The sequence below is a fragment of the Pseudomonas moorei genome, assembly GCF_042846945.1.
Classification (GTDB): domain Bacteria; phylum Pseudomonadota; class Gammaproteobacteria; order Pseudomonadales; family Pseudomonadaceae; genus Aquipseudomonas; species Aquipseudomonas moorei.
This window is the reverse complement of sequence record NZ_AP035776.1, coordinates 6,209,139-6,230,808: the sequence shown is the minus strand read 5'-3', so window position 1 is coordinate 6,230,808 and position 21,670 is coordinate 6,209,139. Positions and strand designations below refer to the sequence as shown.

Genomic DNA, 21,670 nt, shown 5'->3' with positions numbered 1-21,670 from the left:
ACAAGGGGTTCTACAGTGAATCAGTGTTTTGTGAACGACGCGTTCCTCTGTGGAAGTGAGCCTGCTCGCGAAGAATAATGCGGTGTAAGCAAAAACTCACATCGGCTCTGGCGGCCCGATCAGTCTTCCCATCACCCCGAACACCCCCAGTTCCTTGATCGTTTCCAGTTCACCCCGGGTCTCGACCATCTCTGCAATCAACGGCAAATCGATGCTGTTGGTGGCCCTGAAGATTGCCTCGATGAACAGCCGTTTGTCTCGCTGCTCATCGATGTGCCTGATGTAGGCCCCATCGATTTTCAAGTAAGCCAGGCCCAGCTGCGTCAGGTTACCGATCTGGCTGAAGCTGCCGCCAAAATGCTGCAGGCCGATGCGGTAACCGGTGTTGAGCACACTGTGGCTCAGCCGTTGCAGTTCGTCCGCAGGGGGCAGCTGGCATTCGTCGATTTCCAGGGTCAGCAGTGGAGACAGGTCCGGCAGCGATTCGAGCATGTCGAGGATCAGTCGCAGTTGCACCGGGTCGCGCAGAGTGCTGCCGGACAAGCTCAGCGCCAGTGGCCAGCGGTTGGCGGCGAGATATTCGAGTGTGGCGTCGAGCATCGCCAGATCGAAGCGTGACGACCAGCCCAGTCGCTCGATCCACGGCAGGAAATGCCCGGCGGCAATCGCTTCGCCCTGCGGGTCGATCAGGCGTGCGAGGACTTTGTGGTGCAGCACCTGACTGGTGTCAGCGCATTGCACCACCGGCTGAAAATACAGCTGTAGTTTGCCTTCGGTCAGGGCGTCGTCGAGCCAGGTACGCCAGTCATGTTGAGGCTGATTCGGTACGCTCTCGTGGTGGCCCAGCATCACCCAGGGGCGGTCGGGGCGTTGCCGGGCTTGAGTCAGTGCATGGTCCTGGCGCAGTAGCACGTCGCTGGCCGGCTCACCGGGGTGATAGGCGACAATTCCCAAATGGGCGACGGGCGTGCAATCGCTGGCGCCGCTCAGGCGCAGGTTTTCCAGGGTGGCACAGATCTCGGCCGCCAACCGCGTGGCGTCTTCGGTGTCCAGGCCTGGCATCAGCAGGCTGAATTCGCCGCCACGATTGCGAGCTGCCAGCCAGGCGCGTCGCTCAGGCAATCGAGTCAAGCGCTTGAGCAATTCGCCAACTGCGCCGATCAAGGAATCGGCGCGTTGCCCGCCAAGTCTTTGGTTGAGACCCACCAGGTCGTTGATCTGCAGCGTCAGCAAATGGCCGTCACTGTTTTGTTCATCGACCAGTAAATAATCGGCCAGTTGTTCATCCAGCAAACGACGATTGGCCAGCCCGGTCAGGCTGTCCTGATAGGACTCGCTTCGTAGTTTTTCACTGCGTTCGGCTTCTTCGGCGAACAAGGCCTTGAGTTTCTCGACCATCTGGTTCATGGCCAACACCACGCGTTTCAATTCCGGGGTGCGTGGCAATTTCGGCAGGCTCAGGAACTCACGCTTGCTGATGGCTTCGGCCTGTTTGACCAGGGTGTCCAGCGGGCGAAATTGCCGACGCAACAGCCAGCCGCCGAAGACCGCGCTGAGCAGTCCGCACACCATCAGCCAGATCAGGCTGCCGAGGGTACTGTCCCAGAGTTTGGCCAGGGCGAACTGCGGATTGCTTAATACTTCCACCCGCGCCGCTTGCTCCCAGCCGCGCATGATCAGCGCGTCGCCCCCTTGGACACGCAGATTCACCAGGTTGACGAACCACCCCGGCACGCCCTCGATGCTCCCCGCAAAGTTGCGCTCTACCAGCACCTGCTGATTCTGGACATCGACAACGCGAATGCTACTGAAGTAACCGCTGTCGAAAATCGAACTGACCATCAGCTCCATCATGGCCGGATCATCGATTTGTGCTGTGAGCGACAAACCCAATGCAGTGGCCGCGTCCTGGGCGTGGGAACGCAGTTGACCGAGCATCTGCTCGCGGGAGCTTTCAAGGCTGACAAAAAAACTGCCACTGAACGCCACCAGCAGGAACAGGCAGATGGCGAGAAACAATTGGTTGCGCAGTTTCATCGAACGCTCCTTGCTCTGGCCGTTAACCGTTGCCCACGGCGAACCCTTCGGCCTGCATCTTTTTCAGTATGTCTTGCCAGCGCGACAGTTTTTTCGAGTCGCTACTGCGGTTGCCGCCATTGGCACCGGGCAGGTACAGGCCTTCGGCATTGAAGGCATACACCGGCAACAAGTCTTTGCGTTGGGAAGCGGGGCGGATGTCACCGATCAGGTTATCCAGCACCAGCGGGTCGGCGGCAGGGCTGCTGTAGAAGGTCAGCACCATATGCGCCTGGTTCTGGGTCAGCGCCTTGACGTAGGTAATGCGCAGTTTCTCGCTGGGAATGCCGAGTTGGCGCAGGCTGAAATATTTCGCCAGTGCGTAGTCCTCGCAATCGGCGGCGCCCTTGATCAGGGATTCGACCGGCGTGGCCCAGTAATCGGTCTGATGCCAGATGCGGGTATCGTCCTCAAAGTTCAGTTGTTGATTGAAGAAGCGATTGACCACATTGAGTTGTTCGCGCTCAGGCGCGTTGCGTTCGCCCTGGAGCATTTGACTCCAGGCCACGATACGTCCCTCTTCAAGGCCGAGTGGACCGTAGCGCTGGCCGACGGTTTGCAGGATCTGCGCAAAATCCCAATAGGCCCCGGCACTGCTGAGTCCGGCCAGCAGAAAAACGGCCAACAGCAGTCGTCTGCCGATCCGAAGTCGGAACGCTGGCCACCCTGGACTTCGCTGGCTGCGGGACATGTCCGGCTGCTCGTGTGCTGAGTGTTGAAGTCTAGGTGGTGTTTACGACGAAGAGGGGCAGATCGTCGGACGAAGGTGTCACGCAGGACTGCCTGAGTGGCGAGGGAGCCACGGAGGTTCAGGGTTTGTGCAGGGTTTTCTGGCGAAGGATATAGATCGTCACCAGCACCGCGCTGGTCAGCATGAAGCCGCGTGCCCATGGCAGCGGCACCAGATAGCAGGAGAACAGAATGCTTACCCACATCAGACCGATGGCGTAGACCTTGCCCTTGAGCGGAATGCCATTGCCATCGAGGTAGTCGCGAATCCAGGGCCCAAGGTGCCGGTGCTCCACCAGCCATCGATAAAAACGCGGCGAGCTGCGGGCGAAGCAGGCGGCCGCCAGCAGCAGGAAGGGCGTGGTGGGCAATACCGGCAGGAAAATCCCGATTACCCCCAGCGCTACGCTGAGCCAGCCGATGGCCAGCAGCACGTAGCGCAACATCAGGGGGCGGTTGCCTATGGGGGCGTCCATAGGCAGAACCTTAGTGGTGACGTGGCTTGAGGATCGCCGGTTTTTCGTCTGGCGCGTTGCACAGCAGGTACAGCGCGGTCAGGGCTTCCGGGATCTGCACGATCATGTCGTCCATCAGGTTGGCGTCGGCGGCGATGTCGGAGAACTCCGGTTGCTCGTCGAACAGGCCCGAACCGACCATGATCGGCAGCAGCATTTCGCTGACTTCATCTTCGGCGGTTTCGAACCAGGCTTCTTCGCGCAGGAACACGCCTTCCATGAAACCGATGCACCAGCCGCGCAGATCGGAGTCGTCCGGGTCTTCGCCCAGGTCCAGGTCGCACGGCAACTCGAACTCCTCATCGGAAGCCAGTTGACGGGCGATGTGGGCCTTGAGGGCCAGCAATGTGGATTCGATCGCTTCACGCTCGGTGTCGTCGGCGTAATGCGGCTCTTCGGCGAAGAGGGCGTCGATCCACTCACGATCCGGCACCACTTCGGAACAGATCGACAGGGCGGTGAGGTAGCCGTGGGCGGCCACGTAGTCCAGCGCCTCGTCATGCAGTTCATCGGCGTCGAGGAAGACTTGCAGGCGGGTTAGTTGCTCAGCGAAGGACATTAAAGGACTACCTTGGGGAATTAACAGATGCGGGAATTCTAGGCCTTCTTGAGCGCTCAGGCCAGCCGCGCGGCATATTTGCACCGCATTCGCTGTGGGAGGGAGCTTGCTCGCGATGAGGCCGTACCGTCCAACCCCATCGCTGCCTGATTCGCTGCTATCGCGAGCAAGCTCGCACACAGGATTTGTACTGTGTTGATGGAGTGTCTTATCAGCGGCGCCCTTTGCCGGACGGTGCTCGGGTATACTCGCGCGTTTTGTGATGCCCTGCTGGCGTCGCGGCTGAAATGTGAAGCGTCATGCAACGCGCACTTACGATTTGTCGGTGCGGTGCTGGTGGTTCTGGACCAGCCTTGCAGGGATGTTTCGGTGATTTTTGGAGTTTTTATGCTCGAACAGGCTCAACGCGTCCTCAAGGACATCTTCGGCTACGACAGTTTCCGTGGCCGTCAGGGTGCAATCATTGAGCGCGTGGCCAGCGGCGGCGATGCCCTGGTCCTGATGCCTACCGGTGGTGGCAAGTCCTTGTGCTTCCAGGTGCCGGCGCTATTGCGCGATGGCCTGGCGGTCGTGGTGTCGCCGCTGATCGCCTTGATGGATGACCAGGTCGCGACCCTCGAAGAGCTGGGCGTGGCCGCCGCCGCGTTGAACTCCACCCTCAGCGCCGAGCAACAGCGCGACCTGGCGGCCCGCATCAAGCGCGGCGAAGTCAAAATGCTCTATCTCGCGCCCGAGCGGCTGGTCCAGCCGCGCATGCTGGCGTTCCTGCAAGGCTTGAACATCGCCCTGTTCGCCATTGACGAAGCGCACTGCGTGTCGCAATGGGGCCATGATTTCCGTCCGGAGTACCTGCAACTGGGCCAGTTGGCGGAAATGTTCCCCGACGTACCGCGCATCGCCCTGACCGCCACCGCCGACAAACGCACCCGGGAAGAGATCGTCACTCGTCTGCACCTGCAGAACGCCGAGCGCTTCCTGTCGAGCTTCGACCGCCCGAACATCTTTTATCGCATCGTGCCCAAGGAACAGCCGCGCAAGCAGTTGCTGGCGTTCCTCGCCGAACGACGCAGCGATGCCGGCATCGTCTATTGCCTGTCGCGCAAAAAGGTCGAGGAAGTGGCGGCGTTCCTCAGTGAGCAAGGCTTCCCGGCGCTGCCGTACCACGCCGGACTGCCCAACGATTTGCGCGCCTATCACCAGAAGCGCTTCCTCAACGAGGAAGGCCTGATCATGGTCGCCACCGTGGCGTTTGGCATGGGTATCGACAAACCCAACGTACGTTTTGTCGCGCACCTCGATTTGCCGAAGTCCCTTGAGGCCTACTACCAGGAAACCGGTCGCGGTGGCCGTGACGGGCTGCCGGCAGATGCCTGGATGGCCTACGGCCTGCAAGACGTGGTGATGCTCAAGCAGATGCTGCAGAACTCCGAAGGCGACGAACGCCACAAGCGTCTGGAGCAACACAAGCTCGACGCCATGCTCTCGCTGTGCGAAGAAACCCGCTGCCGCCGCCAGACCCTGCTGGCCTATTTCGATGAAGACATGCCCGAGCCCTGCGGCCATTGCGACAACTGTGTCGACGGCGTGCAAACCTGGGACGCCACCGAGCCCGCCCGTCAGGCACTTTCCGCGATCTACCGCACCGGCCAGCGCTACGGTGTCGGGCATTTGGTGGATGTATTGTTGGGCAAGGACAATGAAAAGGTCCGCAGTTTCGGTCATCAACACCTGTCGGTTTTCGGTGTCGGCAAAGCGATGGCCGAAGGCGAATGGCGTTCGCTGTTTCGACAACTGGTCGCCCGTGGCCTGGCCGACATCGACCTCGAAGGCTACGGCGGCTTGCGCCTGAGCGACAGTTGCCGGCCGCTGCTCAAGGGTGAAGTGACCCTGGAGCTGCGCCGCGACCTCAAGGCGCAAACCACGACCAAAAGCAGCAAGAGCCAGGCGAGCCAACTGGTGCGCGGCGAAGAACGCGAACAGTGGGAAGCCCTGCGTGCCCTGCGCCGCAAACTCGCCGAAGAACACGGTGTGCCGCCTTACGTCATCTTCCCCGATTCCACCTTGCTGGAAATGCTTCGCAGCCAACCCACGTCCCTGGCGGAAATGGCCCGGGTCAGCGGCGTCGGCGCGCGCAAACTGGAGCGTTATGGCGAGGCCTTCCTCGAAGTGCTCGGCGGCCAGGTCGAGGCACCGAAGGCGGTGGCCGATGTGCGCCACGAATTGATCACCCTGGCACGCGCCGGCATGACGCCGCTGCAGATCGCCGGTCAGTTGCAATGCTCGGAAAAGAACGTCTACACCCTGCTGGCCGAGGCCATTGGCAATCAGCAGTTGTCGCTGGAACAGGCACTGGATTTGCCCGAGGACTTGATGGGCGAGGTTCAGGATGCCTTCCTCGACGGCGAAGGCGAGTTACCGCCGGTGTCGGAGATTTCAGCACTGTTTGCGGGCAGGGTGCCGGAAGGTGTTTTGTACTGTGTACGTGCCGCATTGCAGTCCGAATTCGAGATTTGAGTGGCCTGTCGTGCTGATTTAACGATTCACTAAAGATCAAGTCTTGCCTCAAGGCAAGGCTCATGCTTAGCTGACTAATAATTAGTATTTCTCTATTTCTGTCTAATCATGAGTGTTTTATGCCGTTAACCGATCAACACCGCTTTGGCATGCAACTGGCCCAGATGTCGCGGGGCTGGCGTGCCGAACTCGACCGCCGACTGGCCGGCCTCGGACTGTCCCAGGCGCGTTGGCTGGTGCTGCTGCACCTGGCGCGTTTCGATGAAGCCCCGACCCAACGTGAACTGGCGCAAAGTGTTGGCGTAGAAGGCCCCACCCTGGCCCGACTGCTCGATAGCCTGGAAAGTCAGGGCCTGGTGCAGCGTCAAGCAGTGCTGGAAGATCGTCGAGCCAAGAAAATCGTCCTCTGCGCCCCGGCGCTCCCCCTGATCGAACAAATTGAAACCATTGCCACGCAACTGCGCCACGAGCTGTTCGAAGGTGTCGATGAGGCGGATTTGGCGGTGTGCATGCGGGTGCACGGGCACATCCTGGCCAACCTTGAAAAATCTTGAGGCATAACCCCGCGCCAGACTTCTGAGAGGCCGCGTTGAGCAGACTATAAGAACTACTGCGCAATATCGTGTTCGTACCGCAGGTGCGAACACGTGCAGGTTGGTTCTGGTTACCCAAGGGATGCTCATGCTTGAGAGTCGGCTTTTCGTTGTTCGGGGTTGCACCCGATTGTTGCTGGTCAGTGCCATTGTCATTTATTCGGGCTTGGCGTCAGCGCTGGGCCTCGGTGAGATTACCGTTCACTCGGCAATGAATCAGCCGTTGCGAGCCGACATTGCGCTGGTGGATGCCGCAGGCCTGCAAGAGGGTGAGCTGTCGGTCAGCCTGGCGACGGCGGACGAATTCAGCCGGGCCGGTGTCGAGCGAGGAATCTTTCTCAACGATCTGAAGTTCACGCCGATCCTGCGGGGCAACCGCAGCCTGATTCGGGTGACGTCGCGCAAACCGGTCGATGAACCTTTCCTCAATTTCCTGGTTCAGTTCAATCAGGCCAACGGCCGTGTACTGCGCGAGTACACCCTGCTGATCGACCCTCCGGGTTCACCTGCGATTGTGCCGGCGACGGATGAGCCGTTGGTCAGCCAAGCCTCTTCAGAATTTCCCGACGTGCAACCGGCCGTTGCGACAGTGCCGGAGCGCAAGGAACCCACCAGTGTCCCCGCCACGCCGGCGATGGATCCCCTCGCCGAGCAAATGGCCGCCAGCGTTGTGCAAAACCAGCAGTTGCAGGCAACCATCGATGAGCTCAAGGCGAAGCTTCAGGCAACGGATGAACAGTTTTCCGCTGAGAAAAAGCAGGTGGCCGAGCTACAGGCCCGGTTGGCAGAAGTCCGGCAGGCGACAACGAAGCCGATTGAACCGGAGGTGACGGCACCGGCTCCTGTCATTATTGAAAAGCCCGGAACGGACTGGCTATTGATGTGTGGGTCGCTGATGCTGGTGACGTTGCTTCTGCTGGCCTGGTTTATTCGGCGTCGCCGCCAGCCATTCCAGGCTGTCTCCGAACCCACTGGCAAGCAAGAACCGATGCTGAACCGATCTGAGGAACCATTGCTGCCAATGTCATTACTGAAGCCGGTTGCCACTCCCGCTGAAGAAACACCTGCAAGGGATGTACTTGAAGGGGGCGCCATGCCTGGCGACGAGTTCCAGTTGAACCTGAATGACCTGTCGATGGATGCTAACTGGGACTTGACTGCCCCGAGCGAAAACCCGCCACCCGCCGCGCTGCCATCGAGTGAGTGGTTACTGGCAAAGCCGGGGGTTGAATGGGACATCGAGCCTGTCCTCCAAACCGAGGACGACATCGTTCTCGATGAATTCGCAGAGCCCGGTCAGTTGTCCGGCCTTGAACCGCTGCACCTGGCACCGCCGCCAAACCGCTGAAACCGGCCGCGCGAATCCTGTACAGGTGTCATGTGTTGTAAGCTGGACCGCATTCAAACGTCAGTCTTTCTGCCTCAGGGAACCTGTCTTTCATGACCGCGCACAAACCGGAAATCGTCATCACCTATTGCACCCAATGTCAGTGGTTGTTGCGCGCTGCCTGGCTCGCCCAGGAACTGCTCAGCACTTTCGGTGACGATCTGGGAAAGGTGTCCCTGGTACCAGGCACGGGCGGGGTCTTTCATATTTTCTGTGACGACGTGCAGATCTGGGAGCGCAAGGTTGACGGTGGCTTTCCCGAGGCCAAGGTTCTGAAACAGCGGGTCCGCGATCAAATCGATCCGGACCGCGACCTCGGACACAACGACCGCACTCAGTGAGAGGCGGCCTCTGCGGCGACGGCTTTCTTGCTCGAACCACCCGCAAGCCTGCTGGACACCACAATCGCGATGATGATCAGCGCACCGCCCAGCAACATGCGCAGGGTCGGGTTTTCATCGAATAACAGCCAGGCCACGGTGATGCCGTAAACCGGCTCCAGGGCAAAGACCACGGCGGCGGTACGCGCCTTGATCACGGCGAGACTCGCGACGAACAGACTGTGGGCGACCCCGGTGCAGAACACCCCGAGCAGGCCGATCCACAGCCAGTCGATGGCACGCACCTCGCTCAATTGCGGCGCCGCCACCGGCAACAGGCACAGGGCGACCACCACGTTCTGACACAACGCTGCCTGCACTGGCGGAATGCGGCCGGAACTGACGCGATTGGTCAGCGACAGCAGGGCAAACAACAGACCTGAGGCCACTGCCCAGAGCAGGCCAGTGGTAGCGCCGCTGGCCAGATCGAACGCTGGCGTCACGAGTACCAGCCCGATACTGACCAGCACGACCAGCAGGATTTCATTGGCGCGGATGCGCTCGCGGAAAATGAGGCCTTCGAGGATGACCGTAAAGGCCGGGAAACTGGCAAAGCCCAGCGTTGCAATCGCCACGCCAGCCACTTTCACCGCAATGAAGAAACTCACCCAATGCCCGGCCAGCAACAGACCGCTGAGCAACAGTCGACGCCAATCCACGGCTTGAAGTTTTTGCCAGCGGTGCTGGCTGGCGAATCGCGCAAAGAATGCCAGCGCCAGTACTGCGAAGGCCGCACGGCCGAAAACGATGATGGCCGGCGAAGCCGCGGCGAGTTTGCCGAACACGCCGGTCAGGCCAAACATCAGTGCGCCGATATGCAGGGCGCCAAGGGCGGTTCGGGGAGTCATTACAGTCCTTGATAAGCATTGTGAGCCAGGCCATTTAACCGCGCCCGATACCGTCGTGTCTGTCGCCAGACGCTCACAGTTTGTCGGCTGCCTCGCGTTGTCACAAGACTGACTTGCCCCTGTCATGGGCTATTAACCCGCCCGGCGCAAGCTGGCAAAAACCAGTCCTGAGGGTTGCCCATGACCAGCGCCGAGCTCGCCAAACCCAGCCGTAAACAACGAGTACGGACCCTATGGATTTCCGACGTGCATTTGGGCACGCGCGATTGCCAGGCCGAGCACCTGTCGCAGTTTCTCAAGGGGTACCACGCAGACAAAATCTATCTGGTGGGCGATATCATCGACGGCTGGAAACTGCGCGGCGGCATGTACTGGCCGCAGGCGCACACCAATGTGATCCGGCGCTTGCTGACGATGGCCAAGCGCGGTACCGAGGTGATCTACGTCACCGGCAACCATGATGAATTCCTGCGCCGCTATTCAAAGCTGATTCTGGGCAACATCCAGTTGGTGGACGAAGCGGTGCACGTGACCGCTGACGGCCGGCACCTGCTGGTTATCCACGGTGACCAGTTTGACGTGATCACCCGCTATCACCGCTGGCTGGCGTTTCTCGGCGACTCGGCCTACGAATTCACCCTGACCCTCAACCGTTGGCTCAACCATTGGCGTGCCCGTTATGGCTATGGTTACTGGTCGCTGTCGGCGTACCTCAAGCACAAGGTGAAAACCGCCGTCAGCTTCATCAGCGATTTTGAAGAAGCCATTGCCCATGAGTGTGTCAAACGCGAGCTGCATGGCGTGGTATGCGGGCACATTCACCACGCCGAGATCCGCAAGGTCGGTGAGGTGGACTACCTCAATTGCGGGGACTGGGTGGAGTCGTGCACGGCGTTGATCGAGCATTGGGATGGCACGATCGAGTTGTATCGCCTGGCCGATGCCCAGGCGCGGGAGGCGCAGTTGAAGACGTTGAAAGTGGCCGAGCCGGCGTGAACATTGCGCTGATTGTACTGGCCTCATCCCGAGGTCTGTCAGACGGATGAATATTCTTCCATCGCCGCCTTGTAGATCGAGTACTTCGGCTGTGCAAACAAGCGCGCCATCATCGGTTCAAAGAAGCTCAGCGGCAGCGTGTCATACGCTGGATCAAACGCCGCGGCATCGTACTTGGCGCAGAACTCGATCGTCGCTTGGTATTGCGGGTGGTCGCTGAATTGCTCACGCAGGTGCCGGTCCATGCCCAGGTGATGGAAGAAGTAGTAGCCCTGGAAAATCCCGTGTTTCTCGACCATCCACAAATTCTCGGCGCTGACGAACGGCTTGAGAATGGCGGCAGCGATGTCCGGGTGATTGTAGGAGCCCAGGGTGTCGCCGATGTCATGGAGCAGGGCGCAGACCACGTACTCTTCATCCCGGCCGTCGCGCCAGGCGCGGGTGGCGGTTTGCAGCGAGTGGGTCAGGCGGTCCACCGGAAAGCCGCCAAAATCACCCTCCAACAACTTCAGGTGCGCCGCGATTCGTGTTGGTAATTGGCGGGCATAGGCACTGAAATCGGCAGCAATGATCGCCCAGTCTTCCTGGGTGCCGTCCTTCATGTGGGTGAAACGGGCATTGGCATTCATCGGCAATCCTCTTGTCCTCTAGAACGGTACGCGTCCCAGAATCATGTCGCGATACATCACGAAATCGCCGAGCAGGCTGTAGAAGGGATGCTGGAAGGTTGCCGGGCGATTCCTTTCGAAGAAGAAATGTCCGACCCAGGCGAAGCTGTAACCGGCCAGCGGCAAAGCCCACAACAGCATCCAGGCGCCCCGACCGATGGTCAACGCCAGAATGAAAATAACCAAAGTCGTGCCGATGAAGTGCATTCGTCGGCAAGTACTGTTGCTGTGTTCGCTGAGGTAATACGGGTAAAACTCAGCGAAGCTGTTGAATCGTTTGACGTTTTCCACGACTGCGATCTCTGTGGTTATTGTTCTGGCTGCAAGTTGTTCTGCGGGTAGCTTATTTGAGTCTAGAGTGATCAAAGGCATCAGCCAGTGACAATAGGCGCCACTTTAGTATCCTTGGGAAATTGGCCGTGACCGGCGGCTCATCATGTAAGAACCCGACATGAGCGAACGAACGACTTCTGCAAGCTGGGCGATGGGGATTGTCAAAGCACTGGAAATGGACGGCCTGGATTGCCGGGTTCTGTTCAAACAGCTGGGGCTCGACTTCGAGGCACTGGATGATCCGGATGCGCGGTTCCCGCAGGACTCCATGACACGACTTTGGCAGCGCGCGGTTGAGCTGTCCGGCAACCCGGCGATTGGCCTGAACATGGGCAAGGTGGTGCGGCCCGCGCAGTTTCATGTAACCGGTTACGCCTTGATGTCCAGTCAGACCCTGGCCGAAGGCTTCAAGCGCCTGGTGCGTTACCAGCGAATCATCGCTGAAAGCGCCGACCTGAGTTTCCGACTGCTGGATGAGGGGTATGCGCTGATCCTGACGGTCCACGGCGACCATTTACCACCCACCCGCCAAAGCGCCGAAGCTTCACTGGCCTGCGCCCTGGCGCTGTGCGGCTGGCTGACCGGACGCACGCTGCACCCGCGCAAGGTGCTGGTCCAGGGCGATCAACCGGCGAATCTCGAACCTTACAAACAAGCCTTTCATGCGCCGCTGGTGTTCAACGCGCCTTACGATGCGCTGATTTTCGAGCGATCGGATATGGAAGCACCGCTGCCGACGGCTAACGAGGCCATGGCGCTGCTGCATGACCGCTTTGCCGGCGAATACCTGGCCCGATTTTCCGAGAGTCGCGTGACCCACAAGGCGCGTCAGGTGTTGTGCCGCTTGCTGCCACAGGGCGAACCCAAGCGCGACGCCGTGGCGCAAACGCTGCACCTGTCGCAACGTACTTTGCAGAGACGCTTGCAGGAAGAGGGCACGAGTTTTCAAACGTTGCTCGACGACACCCGGCGTGAACTGGCCGAGCAGTATCTGGCACAGCCGACCATGACCTTGCTGGAAATTGCCTACCTGCTGGGGTTCGCTGATCCGAGCAACTTCTTCCGCGCCTTCCGGCGCTGGTTCGATGCCACCCCCGGCGAGTACCGGGCGCGGCTGATGGAAGTGCCGCCGGTCAGTGACGCCAGAACGCCGGAATACACAGAACAAACACCGTAATGATCTCGAGTCGGCCCAAGAGCATGCCGAACGAGAGAATCCATTTGGCGGCGTCTGGCAAAGAGGCGAAGTTGCCGGCCGGGCCGATGGTTTCACCCAGGCCGGGGCCGACGCCGGACACGGTGCTGGCGGCACCGGTGAGGGCGGTCATCCAGTCGACTCCGAGCAGCGACAACAACAGCGCGATCACGCAGATGGTGATGGCGAAGAAGAACGAAAAGGTCAGAATCGAACGCACGATTTCTTCATCGAGTCGGTGACCGTTGTACTTCTGCTTGATCACTGCGCGCGGGTGAATCAACTGGTTAAGGTTGGACTTGAGCAGGATGTAGGCCACCTGGAAACGGAAAATCTTGATCCCGCCGGCCGTCGAGCCGGAACAACCGCCGACAAAGCCCAGATAGAAGAACAGCATCAGCGAGAAATTACCCCACAGGCTGTAGTCTCCCAGTGCGAAACCAGTGGTCGTCACCACCGACGTCACGTTCAGCGCCACATGTCGCAGCGCTTCCAGCCAATGCAGTTTGGTGGTCCACCAATACCAGGTGCCGAGCACCAGCCAGGTCACCAGCAACATGCCGAGCAAGCCTTGAACCTGTTGATCCTTGATCAGCGCCCGCCGGTTGCCGCGCAGGGTCGCTACATACAGGGTGAACGGCAGGCTGCCGAGAATCATGATGACGATCGCCACCCAGTGCACCGCCGGCTGCGTCCATTTGGCCAAGGACTGGTCGGAGGTGGAGAAACCCCCGGTGGAAATCGCCGACATCGCGTGGTTGATCGCATCGAACAGGCTCATCCCGGCCCACCAGAACGCCAGGCTGCCGACAATGGTGATGCCGACGTAGGCGGCGACGATCAAGCGCGCCACCATGTGCGAACGGGGCATGACTTTTTCGGATCGGTCCGATGACTCGGTCTGAAACAGGCGCATGCCACCGATGCGCAGCAGCGGCAGAATCGCCACCGCCATGCCGATGAAACCGATGCCGCCGAGCCAGTGCAACAACGAGCGCCACATCAGAATGCCGGGGGACATGGTGTCCAGGCCACTGAGCACCGTTGAGCCGGTGGCGGTGATGCCCGACATGCTTTCGAAGAACGAGTCGGTGTAGCTGATGTGCTGGGTCAGCAGAAACGGCATTGCGGCGAAGATGCACACCACCAGCCAGCTGCTGACTGTCAGCAGATACATGTCCCTGGGACGCAGGTGTATGTGTTCGGGACGTCCGGGAATCACCAGGGCCAGGCCGGCGACAAAGGTGATCATGCTGGCCCAGAGGAACGACGGCAGATCACTGGTGCGGTCGAAGATCACCAGCGTGGCCATGGGGACGACCATGGAAATGGCCAGGGTTATCAGGAAGATGCCGATGATGAAACCAATGATCCGTAAGGTCGGCAACGCCATGAGGTCCGCTCGGCTGATAGGGGAAAGGGCGCCATTCTACCTGCGGTGCGGGGCATGTAAACCGGCACTCTGGCGGTAGATACCGCTAGAATAGCCGCACACATTTTTCAGGAGGTGGCCGATGCAGGCTCTCGACGTATTGCTCAACCGTGTTTCCGTCCCACGTCTGGTCGAGCCGGCCCCCACCGCCGAGCAGCGCGAAGCGCTGTTTGCCGCGGCCATGCGTGCACCCGATCACGGTCATTTGCAGCCTTGGCGGTTCCTGACGGTCGAAGGTGCTGCGCGCGAGCAAATGGGTGAGCTGCTGGCAGAGGCGGCGAAGCTGCAGGATGGCGACGTCAGCGAGGCGGTCATCGACAAGGCGCGCAACGGTCCGCTGCGGGCACCGCTGGTGGTCGTGGTGATTGCACGCTTGCAGGATCACATCAAGTATCCGAAGTCCGAGCAGTTGCTGGCGGCTGGCTGCGCGGCCCACGGGATTTTGCTGGCGGCCTATGCGCAGGGCATTGGCGCGGTGTGGCGCACCGGCGACCTGGCCTATTCGGAGCATGTGGCCAAGGGCCTGGGGCTGGCTGAAGGGGAAGAGGTGATTGCGTTTCTGTACCTGGGCACGCCGCAGAAAGAACCGCGCGTTGCGGAGAAAGTCGACCTGACTGAATTTGTCAGTGCCTGGCCCGGTAAAGCGTGACGACCTCGATCAAAGGTGGGAACGAGCCTGCTCGCGATAGCGGTGTTTCAGTCACATTGATTGTGAATGTACTGCCGCTTTTGCGAGCAGGCTCGCTTCCACAGGGGGTCAGGGTTGGACCATTGCGCCGGGGACGAGTGGTAATTCCAGACTCGCGATAAACCCGCCTTCCGGGTGATTGGCCAGCACCAGACTGCCGCCATGTCTCTCCGCTGCCCGTCGTGCAATGGCTAAACCCAAACCATGACCTGCCGCCGTCTGGCCCGGTGCGCGGTAGAACGGCTCGCCGAGTTGATGCAGGTGTTCGGCGTCGACGCCAGGCCCATGATCGCGCACGGTCACCATGATCCGTTCACCCTGACGCAATGCCAGCATTTCGATCGGTTGCCCGCCCACCGGGTTGAAGCGTTGGGCGTTGCGCAGCAGGTTGTCCACGGCGCGCTCAATCATGGTCGGCCAGCCTTTGAGGTTCAGTTGCGACTCGGCCTCCAGTCTTACGCTTTGCTCCGGTGATGCCAATTGCGCATCCCGTTGCAACGTTGTGAGCAAGGCATTGAGATCGACCTCTTCAGCGCTGGCGTTATCGGCATCGACCCGTGCCAGTACCAGAATTTCGCTGATCAGCGCTTCGAGTCGGTCGCATTCGCGAGTCAGTCGCGGCCAGAGTTTCTGCCGTTCTTCCGGTGTCGCCCGTTCGGCCAAGGCCAGCGCAATGCGCAGCCGTGCGAGGGGAGAACGCAGTTCGTGGGATACATCGCGCAGCAACTGTCGCTGGCTGCCGATCAGGCTTTGCAGGCGCGCACCCATGCGGTTGAAGTCAGTGGCCAGTACGCCAAACTCATCGCGGCGGTTGGCCAGTTTGACCAGGCTGTTTTGTTGGTAAGTGGTTTGCCCCAGATCATGCACGGCACCGCGCAAACGGCTGAGGGGGCGGGTGATGGAAAGGGTGACGAACAAGCTGAACAGGGTCAGCACCACCAGGGCGATCCCCAGTGCGCTCAGCGGCCAGAGCAGGCTTTCGCGGTGCCAGGCGTCCAGTTCCGGGTGTGGAATACGATAAATCAGCAGGTAGGTGTCACCGGTTTTTTCGCTGGTGTATTCCGCGGTCAGACGGCGCCATGGCAGGCGTCGGTCATCATTGTTCTGGCGTGCTTCGAAGGCCGCCGCGCGGCGGGGGAAAGTACCGCGCACCACTGGATCGCCGCTTTCGTTGAGCACTTGAACATCGATGTGATACTGGCGTTTGCGCTGTTCGAGAATGTCCTGGGCAGCATCCTCACCCTGGCTCTCGTAGGTTTGCGTCCACTCTTGGGCCAGGGTGTTGAGGCCAGGATGGCGACTGAGAATCCACGCGTCCTGATTGAGCATGTGCCCCAGCAGAATGGAGAGTCCTGCAACCAAAGCGATCGCCAGCCAGAAGCTGGCCAGAATACGCCAGAACAATGAGCGCACAGAAAATCCTCGAACTGACACAAACCAGTGTGGGAGCGACCTGCTCGCGAAAGCGTCGGCACATTCAACATCAACGTGACTGAAAGAACGCTAATCGTGAGCAGGCTCGCTCCCACATTTTCAAAAGCAGCAGACCCAACGGGGTGAGCCATTGGGTCCGGGGGTTAACGCATTATTGCGCTTTTTGCTGTTGTTGCGCTTTCCAGGCCTGGAATTCGGCCCATTCGGCGCGGCGCTCAGCCTGTTGCTTCTGGATCTCGTCGAATTTCTTCTGTTGATCCGGCTTCAGCAGGGCGCGGACGTCGGCTTCGGCTTTCTTGTGGTTGGCGGCCATTTCGTCTTTCATCGCCTTCTGGTCGGCTGGCGAGAGTTTTTCCAGGTACTTCTCCACCAGTTGCTTACGCTCGTGCATCTGCTCGCCCATGATCTTGCGGATCTGGTCGCGCTGTTCGCGGCTCAGGTCCAGTTGGCTGTACGGGCCTTTGCCGTGCATGCCGTGCATCTGACCGCCGTGGCGCGAACCGTCCATTGGCCCACCCATCGGGCCGGTGCCTTCAGGCATGGCCATGGCAACGGTCGGCAGGGCGGCGGCGAACATCAGAGCGATAAGAGTCTTGCGCATGGTGAATCTCCTTGTCTCGTTCCCGGTACGTTCCGGATGAGTACAGATTACGGAGATCAAGGTCAGCGGCGGTCAGTGGAGCGTAAAGCTTGGGTAAAGATGGTTTTGCGCCGACCTGACATAACGCCATGTGGGGCGTCGGTCTGTGGCCAGGGAGCAAGCTCCCTCGCCATAGGTTGCAGTCGGCCAGCTCTTTCTCGGTTTACAGGCTGTAGTAGTAACCGCGGCTACGCAGGGCGACGATGCGCGGACGGCCATCGGGGTGCGGGCCGATCTTCTTGCGCAGGTTGCTGACGTGCATGTCCAGGCTGCGGTCATACAGGGTCAGTTTGCGGCCAAGGGCGATTTGCGCCAGTTCCTGTTTGTCCAGTGGCTCGCCGGGTTGCTTGAGCAGGGCTTCCAGCAAGCGGCTCTCGGAGACGGTGAGGGTGAATTCCTGTTCGTCGATGCTGACCACGCCACGCACCGGGCTGAAACACAAATCGCCCAGTTCCAGTTGGCTGGAAACGGCCGCCGGGTGGCTGCGGCGCAACACTGCTCGCAGGCGCGCGGTCAGTTCCCGAGGGTCGCAAGGTTTGGCCAGATAATCGTCGGCGCCCAGCTCCAGACCAAGGATGCGGTCCAGCGGTTCACCACGGGCCGACAGCATCAGCACCGGCAAGTCCGGGTGATCGCTGCGCAGTTGCTTGAGCAGTTCCAGGCCGCTGCCGTCCGGCAACATCACATCCAGCACGACGGCTGCCGGGGACGTTTCGGCCAGTGCACGACGGGCGCTCTGACCATCGTGACAGGCACGGACCTGAAAGCCTTCCTGACTCAGCCAACTGCTCAGGAGCTCGCACAGCTCCTGGTCATCATCAATAAGTAACAGCTCGCTCATGACTCACTCAATTTAGCCATTGTCGACGTTTTCGACTTGCACCACTGGCGAAGATACCGCAGAGCAGGGCCAATAGCGCAACTCCTGCGCCAATGACGAACCATTGTTGCTGGTCGGTCAGCAAGCGCGGCAGAGGGCTGCTGGCCTGGGCCTCCTTGAGTTGCAGCTTCAAGCGCTGGTTCTCCTGGCGCAAACGGGCCAGCACAGGGCTTTCGCGTTCGCCATCGGCATTCTGCAATTGTTTGCTCAATTCTTCCCGTTGCCGTTCGCTCTCTTTCAAGCGCTGCTGCAACTCGGTGATCTGGCTGCCGGCGCTCAGGGACAGCGGCGTCGAACTACCGCCGCTGGCGCTTTCTTCACCGTGGGCGGGGACCACGATCGATAACGTGACCAACATCAGACACAACGGACCCTTGCGCATCGCGACTCCTGGTTCCAATACGAGTATTGGGCAGTTTGTCGGCCGGCAAACGGGAATAATGAGCGATTGAGAGCGCGATGAACCGATAAGGTTCATCGCGGGAGGGGGAATTACGGCAGGACTTGCTTGAACGGCTTGACCGAAACGTTGGCGTAGACGCCCGCAGCGATGTACGGATCGGCGTCGGCCCAGGCCTGGGCGGCGCTCAGGGAGTCGAATTCGGCAACGATCAGACTGCCGGTGAAACCCGCCGCGCCCGGATCATTGCTGTCGACAGCCGGATGCGGGCCGGCCAATACGATGCGACCTTCGCCCTTGAGCACTTGCAGGCGCTCAAGGTGCGCAGGCCGGGCGGCCAGGCGGGCTTCCAGGGAGTTGGCGACGTCTGTGGCAATGATTGCGTAAAGCATGTCAGTCCTCGGTTTTTGGCGTAGTGGTATCGGCGTCGTGCAGGTGGCGGGACAGGTAGATGCCCTGGCCGACCAGGAACAGCAGCGTCATGCCCAGGCTGCCGAAGACCTTGAAGTCGACCCAGTAGCTCTGGAAGGTGAACGCGACAAACAGGTTGGCGGCACCGCAAAACAGGAAAAACACGATCCAGGCGATGTTCAGGCGCGTCCAGACCGGTTCCGGCAGGGTCAGCGCGTGGCCCATGATGCGTTTGATCAATAACTGATCACCGATGAAATGGCTGCCGATGAACGCGAGGGCGAACAGCCAGTTGACCACCGGGGCTTTCCATTTCAGGAACGTCTCGCTGTGGAAGGCCAGGGTCAGGCTGCCGAAGACCAGGCAGGCAATGAGGGTCAGCCACTGGCTCTTTTCCAGCTTGCGCTGTTTGATGAACAGCGTGCCGTAGACCACCAGGGAGCTGATGATGAGCATCGCGGTGGCGCTGTAGATACCGCCTACAGTGACCTCGTGGCCGGCAATGTCGACGACCCGTGGATCGATCTTGAAGACGATGAAAAACAGCAGGAGCGGGATGAAATCGATGAATTGTTTCACAGTGGCAGCCAGAAGCAGGATGTGGCGGCATAATAACAAACATATGGGCGCGCGATAGCGCCAGCTGATTTGAGGTTACAAAGCCCCGTGAATGTTGATTTGCATTGCCATAGCACGGCCTCCGATGGCGCCCTGGCGCCTGCGGTTCTGGTTGCGCGTGCGTTCGAGAAAGGCGTGCGAGTCCTGGCCTTGACCGATCACGACACCCTGGAGGGCCTCGATGAGGCGCGCGACGCGGCGAGCGCGCTGGGGATGCAACTGGTCAACGGCGTTGAGTTGTCCTGCACCTGGGGTGGCGCGACCATTCATGTGCTGGGTTACGGTTTTGACGTGAATGCCGCGCCGCTGGTCGAGGCCATTGCCCGATTGCGTGATGGCCGCTGGCTGCGTTCGGAGGAGATCAGCCGAAAACTGGCGCTCAAAGGCATGCCGGGCGCGCTGGAAGGCGCACGGGAGATCCAGCAGGAGTTGGGTGACAGCGGCAACGCGCCGGCCCGCCCGCACTTTGCCGACTGGATGGTGCGCGAAGGTTTCGTCAAGGATCGTGCCGAAGCGTTCCGCAAATGGCTGGGCGCCGGCAAGCTGGGCGACGTCAAGCAACATTGGCCGACCCTGGAAGAGACGGTCGAAACCCTGCGCGCGGCCAAGGCCTGGGTCAGTCTGGCGCACCCATGGCACTATGATTTCACTCGCAGCAAGCGTCGCCGCCTGATTGCCGACTATATTCAAGCAGGGGGCCACGCGATTGAAGTGGTCAATGGTCATCAGCCCGCCGAGCAAGTGGGCAGCCTGGCCATTCTCGCCCGGGAGTTTGGTCTGCTGGTCAGCGCCGGCAGTGATTTTCATGGCCCTGGAGGCTGGTCCGAGATCGGTGAGTACCGCCCGGTCCCGGAGGATCTGCCACCACTTTGGTGTCGATTCAAGCATGACCCAATTATTGCCGCCGTCTGAACAGGTAGAGAATGTGAGTCAATTTTTCCAGATTCATCCGGAAAACCCGCAAGCGCGCCTGATCAAACAGGCGGTCGAAATCATCCGCAAAGGCGGGGTGGTGATTTATCCCACAGACTCGGCTTACGCCATCGGTTGCCAGATCGGCGACAAGACCGCCGTGGAACGCGTGCGGCGTTTGCGTGGGCTGGATGACAAGCACAACTTCGCGCTGATTTGCAGCGATCTGTCGCAATTGGGGTTGTTTGCCAAGATCGACACCGGCCTTTTCCGCCTGCTCAAGGCCCATCTGCCGGGCCCGTACACCTTCATTCTCAACGCCACCCGTGAAGTGCCGCGCCTGCTGTTGCACCCGAAAAAACGCACCATCGGCCTGCGGGTGCCCAGCCATCCGATTGCCTTGGCGCTGCTCGAAGAGCTCGGCGAGCCACTGATGAGCGTGACCCTGATACTGCCCGGCGAAACCGACCCGATGACCGATCCCTATGAAATGCGCCAGGTGCTTGAGCATCAGGTTGACCTGATCATCGACGGCGGTTTCGGCGGGGTCAAGGCGTCCACCGTGATCAATCTCGCCGACGGCGAGCCGGAAGTGATCCGCGTCGGTTGCGGCGATCCCGCGCCGTTCATGGCCGAAGCCTAGATGTCTGCAGTAGAACCCGTCGACAGTCAGGCCGGAGCCCAGCAAGAGCTGCCCTTCGCGATGGTGTACGGCCAGGCGGTCATGGAGATGCCGCTGGATCTGTACATCCCGCCGGATGCGCTCGAAGTCTTTCTCGAAGCCTTCGAAGGCCCGCTGGATCTGCTGCTGTACCTGATCCGCAAACAGAACATCAACATCCTCGACATTCCGGTGGCGGAAATCACCCGCCAGTACATGGGCTACGTCGAGTTGATGCAGTCGGTGCGCCTGGAGCTGGCCGCCGAATACCTGGTGATGGCCGCGATGCTGGCCGAGATCAAGTCGCGGATGCTGTTGCCCAGGGCCGAAACCGTCGAAGACGAGGAAGAGGACCCGCGCGCCGAACTGATCCGCCGCTTGCAAGAGTACGAGCGCTTCAAGGCCGCTGCCGAAGGCATCGACGGGCTGAGTCGCGTCGGTCGCGATGTGCTGGTGCCCAAGCTCGACGCCCCGGAAGCCCGGGCGCGCAAGTTGCTGCCGGACGTGCGGTTGTCGGAACTGCTGCTGTCCATGGCCGAAGTGCTGCGTCGCGGCGACATGTTTGAAAGCCACCAGGTCAGCCGCGAGGCGCTGTCCACCCGCGAACGCATGAGCGATGTGCTGGAACGGCTCAAGGGCGGCGGGTTTGTGCCGTTCGTCGAGCTGTTCACCGCCGAAGAAGGGCGTCTGGGAGTGGTAGTGACTTTTATGGCGATCCTCGAGCTGGTCAAGGAATCCTTGGTCGAGCTGGTGCAGAATGAGCCGTTCGCAGCGATCCATGTGCGAGCCCGAGCCGAATAA

At 60.4% G+C, this 21,670-nt stretch carries 24 protein-coding genes; 10 read left to right on the top strand and 14 right to left on the bottom strand.

The genetic code is table 11. The features are described 5' to 3' along the window. Window positions 1-96: 96 nt before the first annotated feature. The 4 genes from lapD to ACGJAX_RS29060 form a co-directional block, all read right to left on the bottom strand. Window positions 97-2,037, bottom strand: a complete 1,941-nt coding sequence (lapD, locus tag ACGJAX_RS29075; protein ID WP_390956985.1) for a cyclic di-GMP receptor LapD — start codon at window positions 2,035-2,037, stop codon at window positions 97-99. Window positions 2,038-2,059: 22 nt separating this feature from the next. Beyond that, on the bottom strand, window positions 2,060-2,767 hold the full coding sequence (lapG, locus tag ACGJAX_RS29070; RefSeq protein WP_390956984.1) for a cysteine protease LapG: 708 nt from the start codon (window positions 2,765-2,767) through the stop codon (window positions 2,060-2,062). A 118-nt stretch (window positions 2,768-2,885) separates the two neighbouring features. Then, entirely contained in the window at window positions 2,886-3,281 is a 396-nt protein-coding gene (locus tag ACGJAX_RS29065; RefSeq protein ID WP_247257660.1) for a YbaN family protein, read from the bottom strand. A gap of 10 nt (window positions 3,282-3,291) precedes the next feature. Beyond that, window positions 3,292-3,879 carry a YecA family protein gene (locus ACGJAX_RS29060; protein WP_034146211.1) on the bottom strand — a complete coding sequence of 196 codons (588 nt, stop codon included), beginning with the start codon at window positions 3,877-3,879 and terminating at the stop codon, window positions 3,292-3,294. A 387-nt stretch (window positions 3,880-4,266) separates the two neighbouring features. Between ACGJAX_RS29060 and recQ the strand changes: the two genes are divergently transcribed. The 4 genes from recQ to ACGJAX_RS29040 all read left to right on the top strand — a co-directional run bounded on the left by recQ (window position 4,267) and on the right by ACGJAX_RS29040 (window position 8,714). Then, window positions 4,267-6,393: a DNA helicase RecQ gene (gene recQ / locus ACGJAX_RS29055; RefSeq protein WP_247257661.1), complete on the top strand. Its 2,127-nt coding sequence runs from the start codon at window positions 4,267-4,269 to the stop codon at window positions 6,391-6,393. 119 nt (window positions 6,394-6,512) lie between these two features. Beyond that, complete coding sequence (locus ACGJAX_RS29050; RefSeq protein WP_090324385.1) at window positions 6,513-6,947, top strand: MarR family transcriptional regulator; 435 nt, start codon at window positions 6,513-6,515, stop codon at window positions 6,945-6,947. 127 nt (window positions 6,948-7,074) lie between these two features. Next, a complete protein-coding gene (locus ACGJAX_RS29045; protein ID WP_390960022.1) occupies window positions 7,075-8,334 on the top strand; it encodes a FimV family protein in 1,260 nt (419 codons plus the stop codon). 92 nt (window positions 8,335-8,426) lie between these two features. Continuing rightward, window positions 8,427-8,714, top strand: coding sequence for a SelT/SelW/SelH family protein (locus ACGJAX_RS29040; protein WP_247257662.1), 288 nt, complete (start codon window positions 8,427-8,429; stop codon window positions 8,712-8,714). Here the strand turns inward: ACGJAX_RS29040 and ACGJAX_RS29035 are convergent. Next, a complete protein-coding gene (locus ACGJAX_RS29035; protein ID WP_247257663.1) occupies window positions 8,708-9,601 on the bottom strand; it encodes a DMT family transporter in 894 nt (297 codons plus the stop codon). The genes ACGJAX_RS29040 and ACGJAX_RS29035 overlap by 7 nt on opposite strands. A gap of 180 nt (window positions 9,602-9,781) precedes the next feature. On the opposite strand from ACGJAX_RS29035, the gene ACGJAX_RS29030 reads away from it, so the two are divergent. After that, window positions 9,782-10,597 (top strand): UDP-2,3-diacylglucosamine diphosphatase, encoded by an 816-nt coding sequence (locus tag ACGJAX_RS29030; RefSeq protein WP_247257664.1) that lies wholly within the window; start codon window positions 9,782-9,784, stop codon window positions 10,595-10,597. 38 nt (window positions 10,598-10,635) lie between these two features. Here the strand turns inward: ACGJAX_RS29030 and ACGJAX_RS29025 are convergent, their stop codons facing one another. Together ACGJAX_RS29025 and ACGJAX_RS29020 are read right to left on the bottom strand one after the other, a co-directional pair. After that, the gene (locus tag ACGJAX_RS29025; protein WP_390956983.1) at window positions 10,636-11,226 is read right to left on the bottom strand and encodes an HD domain-containing protein; all 591 of its coding nucleotides are present in this window, start codon (window positions 11,224-11,226) and stop codon (window positions 10,636-10,638) included. 18 nt (window positions 11,227-11,244) lie between these two features. Beyond that, a complete protein-coding gene (locus ACGJAX_RS29020) occupies window positions 11,245-11,556 on the bottom strand; it encodes a DUF962 domain-containing protein (protein WP_247257666.1) in 312 nt (103 codons plus the stop codon). A gap of 160 nt (window positions 11,557-11,716) precedes the next feature. Here ACGJAX_RS29020 and ACGJAX_RS29015 point away from each other — a divergent pair, with 160 nt between their 5' ends. Then, window positions 11,717-12,775 (top strand): AraC family transcriptional regulator, encoded by a 1,059-nt coding sequence (locus ACGJAX_RS29015; protein WP_247257667.1) that lies wholly within the window; start codon window positions 11,717-11,719, stop codon window positions 12,773-12,775. On the opposite strand, the gene ACGJAX_RS29010 is transcribed toward ACGJAX_RS29015, so the two are convergent. Further along, entirely contained in the window at window positions 12,732-14,186 is a 1,455-nt protein-coding gene (locus ACGJAX_RS29010; RefSeq protein WP_390956982.1) for a TrkH family potassium uptake protein, read from the bottom strand. The genes ACGJAX_RS29015 and ACGJAX_RS29010 overlap by 44 nt on opposite strands. A gap of 121 nt (window positions 14,187-14,307) precedes the next feature. Between ACGJAX_RS29010 and ACGJAX_RS29005 the strand changes: the two genes are divergently transcribed. Beyond that, window positions 14,308-14,874 (top strand): NAD(P)H nitroreductase, encoded by a 567-nt coding sequence (locus ACGJAX_RS29005; protein WP_247257669.1) that lies wholly within the window; start codon window positions 14,308-14,310, stop codon window positions 14,872-14,874. A 108-nt stretch (window positions 14,875-14,982) separates the two neighbouring features. Here the strand turns inward: ACGJAX_RS29005 and ACGJAX_RS29000 are convergent, their stop codons facing one another. The 6 genes from ACGJAX_RS29000 to ACGJAX_RS28975 all read right to left on the bottom strand — a co-directional run bounded on the left by ACGJAX_RS29000 (window position 14,983) and on the right by ACGJAX_RS28975 (window position 19,257). Continuing rightward, window positions 14,983-16,326 (bottom strand): HAMP domain-containing sensor histidine kinase, encoded by a 1,344-nt coding sequence (locus ACGJAX_RS29000; protein ID WP_247257670.1) that lies wholly within the window; start codon window positions 16,324-16,326, stop codon window positions 14,983-14,985. Between the two features lie 172 nt (window positions 16,327-16,498). Next, window positions 16,499-16,948, bottom strand: coding sequence for a Spy/CpxP family protein refolding chaperone (locus ACGJAX_RS28995; RefSeq protein ID WP_090324368.1), 450 nt, complete (start codon window positions 16,946-16,948; stop codon window positions 16,499-16,501). Between the two features lie 202 nt (window positions 16,949-17,150). Then, window positions 17,151-17,828, bottom strand: a complete 678-nt coding sequence (locus tag ACGJAX_RS28990; RefSeq protein ID WP_027922300.1) for a response regulator transcription factor — start codon at window positions 17,826-17,828, stop codon at window positions 17,151-17,153. Window positions 17,829-17,835: 7 nt separating this feature from the next. Then, the gene (locus ACGJAX_RS28985) at window positions 17,836-18,249 is read right to left on the bottom strand and encodes a translation initiation factor 2 (protein ID WP_247257672.1); all 414 of its coding nucleotides are present in this window, start codon (window positions 18,247-18,249) and stop codon (window positions 17,836-17,838) included. Between the two features lie 110 nt (window positions 18,250-18,359). Further along, entirely contained in the window at window positions 18,360-18,659 is a 300-nt protein-coding gene (locus ACGJAX_RS28980; RefSeq protein WP_008156126.1) for a YciI family protein, read from the bottom strand. 1 nt (window position 18,660) lies between these two features. Next, window positions 18,661-19,257, bottom strand: a complete 597-nt coding sequence (locus ACGJAX_RS28975; RefSeq protein WP_247257673.1) for a septation protein A — start codon at window positions 19,255-19,257, stop codon at window positions 18,661-18,663. Between the two features lie 87 nt (window positions 19,258-19,344). On the opposite strand from ACGJAX_RS28975, the gene ACGJAX_RS28970 reads away from it, so the two are divergent. The 3 genes from ACGJAX_RS28970 to ACGJAX_RS28960 are packed head-to-tail and all read left to right on the top strand — an operon-like array spanning window position 19,345 to window position 21,670. After that, entirely contained in the window at window positions 19,345-20,208 is an 864-nt protein-coding gene (locus tag ACGJAX_RS28970; RefSeq protein ID WP_247257674.1) for a PHP domain-containing protein, read from the top strand. 13 nt (window positions 20,209-20,221) lie between these two features. Beyond that, window positions 20,222-20,851, top strand: a complete 630-nt coding sequence (locus ACGJAX_RS28965) for an L-threonylcarbamoyladenylate synthase (RefSeq protein WP_090327507.1) — start codon at window positions 20,222-20,224, stop codon at window positions 20,849-20,851. Between the two features lie 60 nt (window positions 20,852-20,911). Next, window positions 20,912-21,670, top strand: a complete 759-nt coding sequence (locus ACGJAX_RS28960) for a ScpA family protein (protein WP_174552501.1) — start codon at window positions 20,912-20,914, stop codon at window positions 21,668-21,670.

Excerpts from the sequence above, each read along its gene's own strand:
- ACGJAX_RS29040 (WP_247257662.1), top strand. The coding sequence starts at position 8,427 with ATGACCGCGCACAAACCGGAAATCGTCATCACCTATTGCACCCAATGT.
- ACGJAX_RS29025 (WP_390956983.1), bottom strand. The coding sequence starts at position 11,226 with ATGAATGCCAATGCCCGTTTCACCCACATGAAGGACGGCACCCAGGAA.
- ACGJAX_RS29030 (WP_247257664.1), top strand. The coding sequence starts at position 9,782 with ATGACCAGCGCCGAGCTCGCCAAACCCAGCCGTAAACAACGAGTACGG.
- ACGJAX_RS29065 (WP_247257660.1), bottom strand. The coding sequence starts at position 3,281 with ATGGACGCCCCCATAGGCAACCGCCCCCTGATGTTGCGCTACGTGCTG.
- ACGJAX_RS28995 (WP_090324368.1), bottom strand. The coding sequence starts at position 16,948 with ATGCGCAAGACTCTTATCGCTCTGATGTTCGCCGCCGCCCTGCCGACC.
- lapG (WP_390956984.1), bottom strand. The coding sequence starts at position 2,767 with ATGTCCCGCAGCCAGCGAAGTCCAGGGTGGCCAGCGTTCCGACTTCGG.
- ACGJAX_RS29015 (WP_247257667.1), top strand. The coding sequence starts at position 11,717 with ATGAGCGAACGAACGACTTCTGCAAGCTGGGCGATGGGGATTGTCAAA.
- lapD (WP_390956985.1), bottom strand. The coding sequence starts at position 2,037 with ATGAAACTGCGCAACCAATTGTTTCTCGCCATCTGCCTGTTCCTGCTG.
- ACGJAX_RS28990 (WP_027922300.1), bottom strand. The coding sequence starts at position 17,828 with ATGAGCGAGCTGTTACTTATTGATGATGACCAGGAGCTGTGCGAGCTC.
- ACGJAX_RS29005 (WP_247257669.1), top strand. The coding sequence starts at position 14,308 with ATGCAGGCTCTCGACGTATTGCTCAACCGTGTTTCCGTCCCACGTCTG.
- recQ (WP_247257661.1), top strand. The coding sequence starts at position 4,267 with ATGCTCGAACAGGCTCAACGCGTCCTCAAGGACATCTTCGGCTACGAC.
- ACGJAX_RS29060 (WP_034146211.1), bottom strand. The coding sequence starts at position 3,879 with ATGTCCTTCGCTGAGCAACTAACCCGCCTGCAAGTCTTCCTCGACGCC.
- ACGJAX_RS29045 (WP_390960022.1), top strand. The coding sequence starts at position 7,075 with ATGCTTGAGAGTCGGCTTTTCGTTGTTCGGGGTTGCACCCGATTGTTG.
- ACGJAX_RS29050 (WP_090324385.1), top strand. The coding sequence starts at position 6,513 with ATGCCGTTAACCGATCAACACCGCTTTGGCATGCAACTGGCCCAGATG.
- ACGJAX_RS29035 (WP_247257663.1), bottom strand. The coding sequence starts at position 9,601 with ATGACTCCCCGAACCGCCCTTGGCGCCCTGCATATCGGCGCACTGATG.
- ACGJAX_RS28980 (WP_008156126.1), bottom strand. The coding sequence starts at position 18,659 with ATGCTTTACGCAATCATTGCCACAGACGTCGCCAACTCCCTGGAAGCC.
- ACGJAX_RS29010 (WP_390956982.1), bottom strand. The coding sequence starts at position 14,186 with ATGGCGTTGCCGACCTTACGGATCATTGGTTTCATCATCGGCATCTTC.
- ACGJAX_RS28960 (WP_174552501.1), top strand. The coding sequence starts at position 20,912 with ATGGTGTACGGCCAGGCGGTCATGGAGATGCCGCTGGATCTGTACATC.
- ACGJAX_RS28985 (WP_247257672.1), bottom strand. The coding sequence starts at position 18,249 with ATGCGCAAGGGTCCGTTGTGTCTGATGTTGGTCACGTTATCGATCGTG.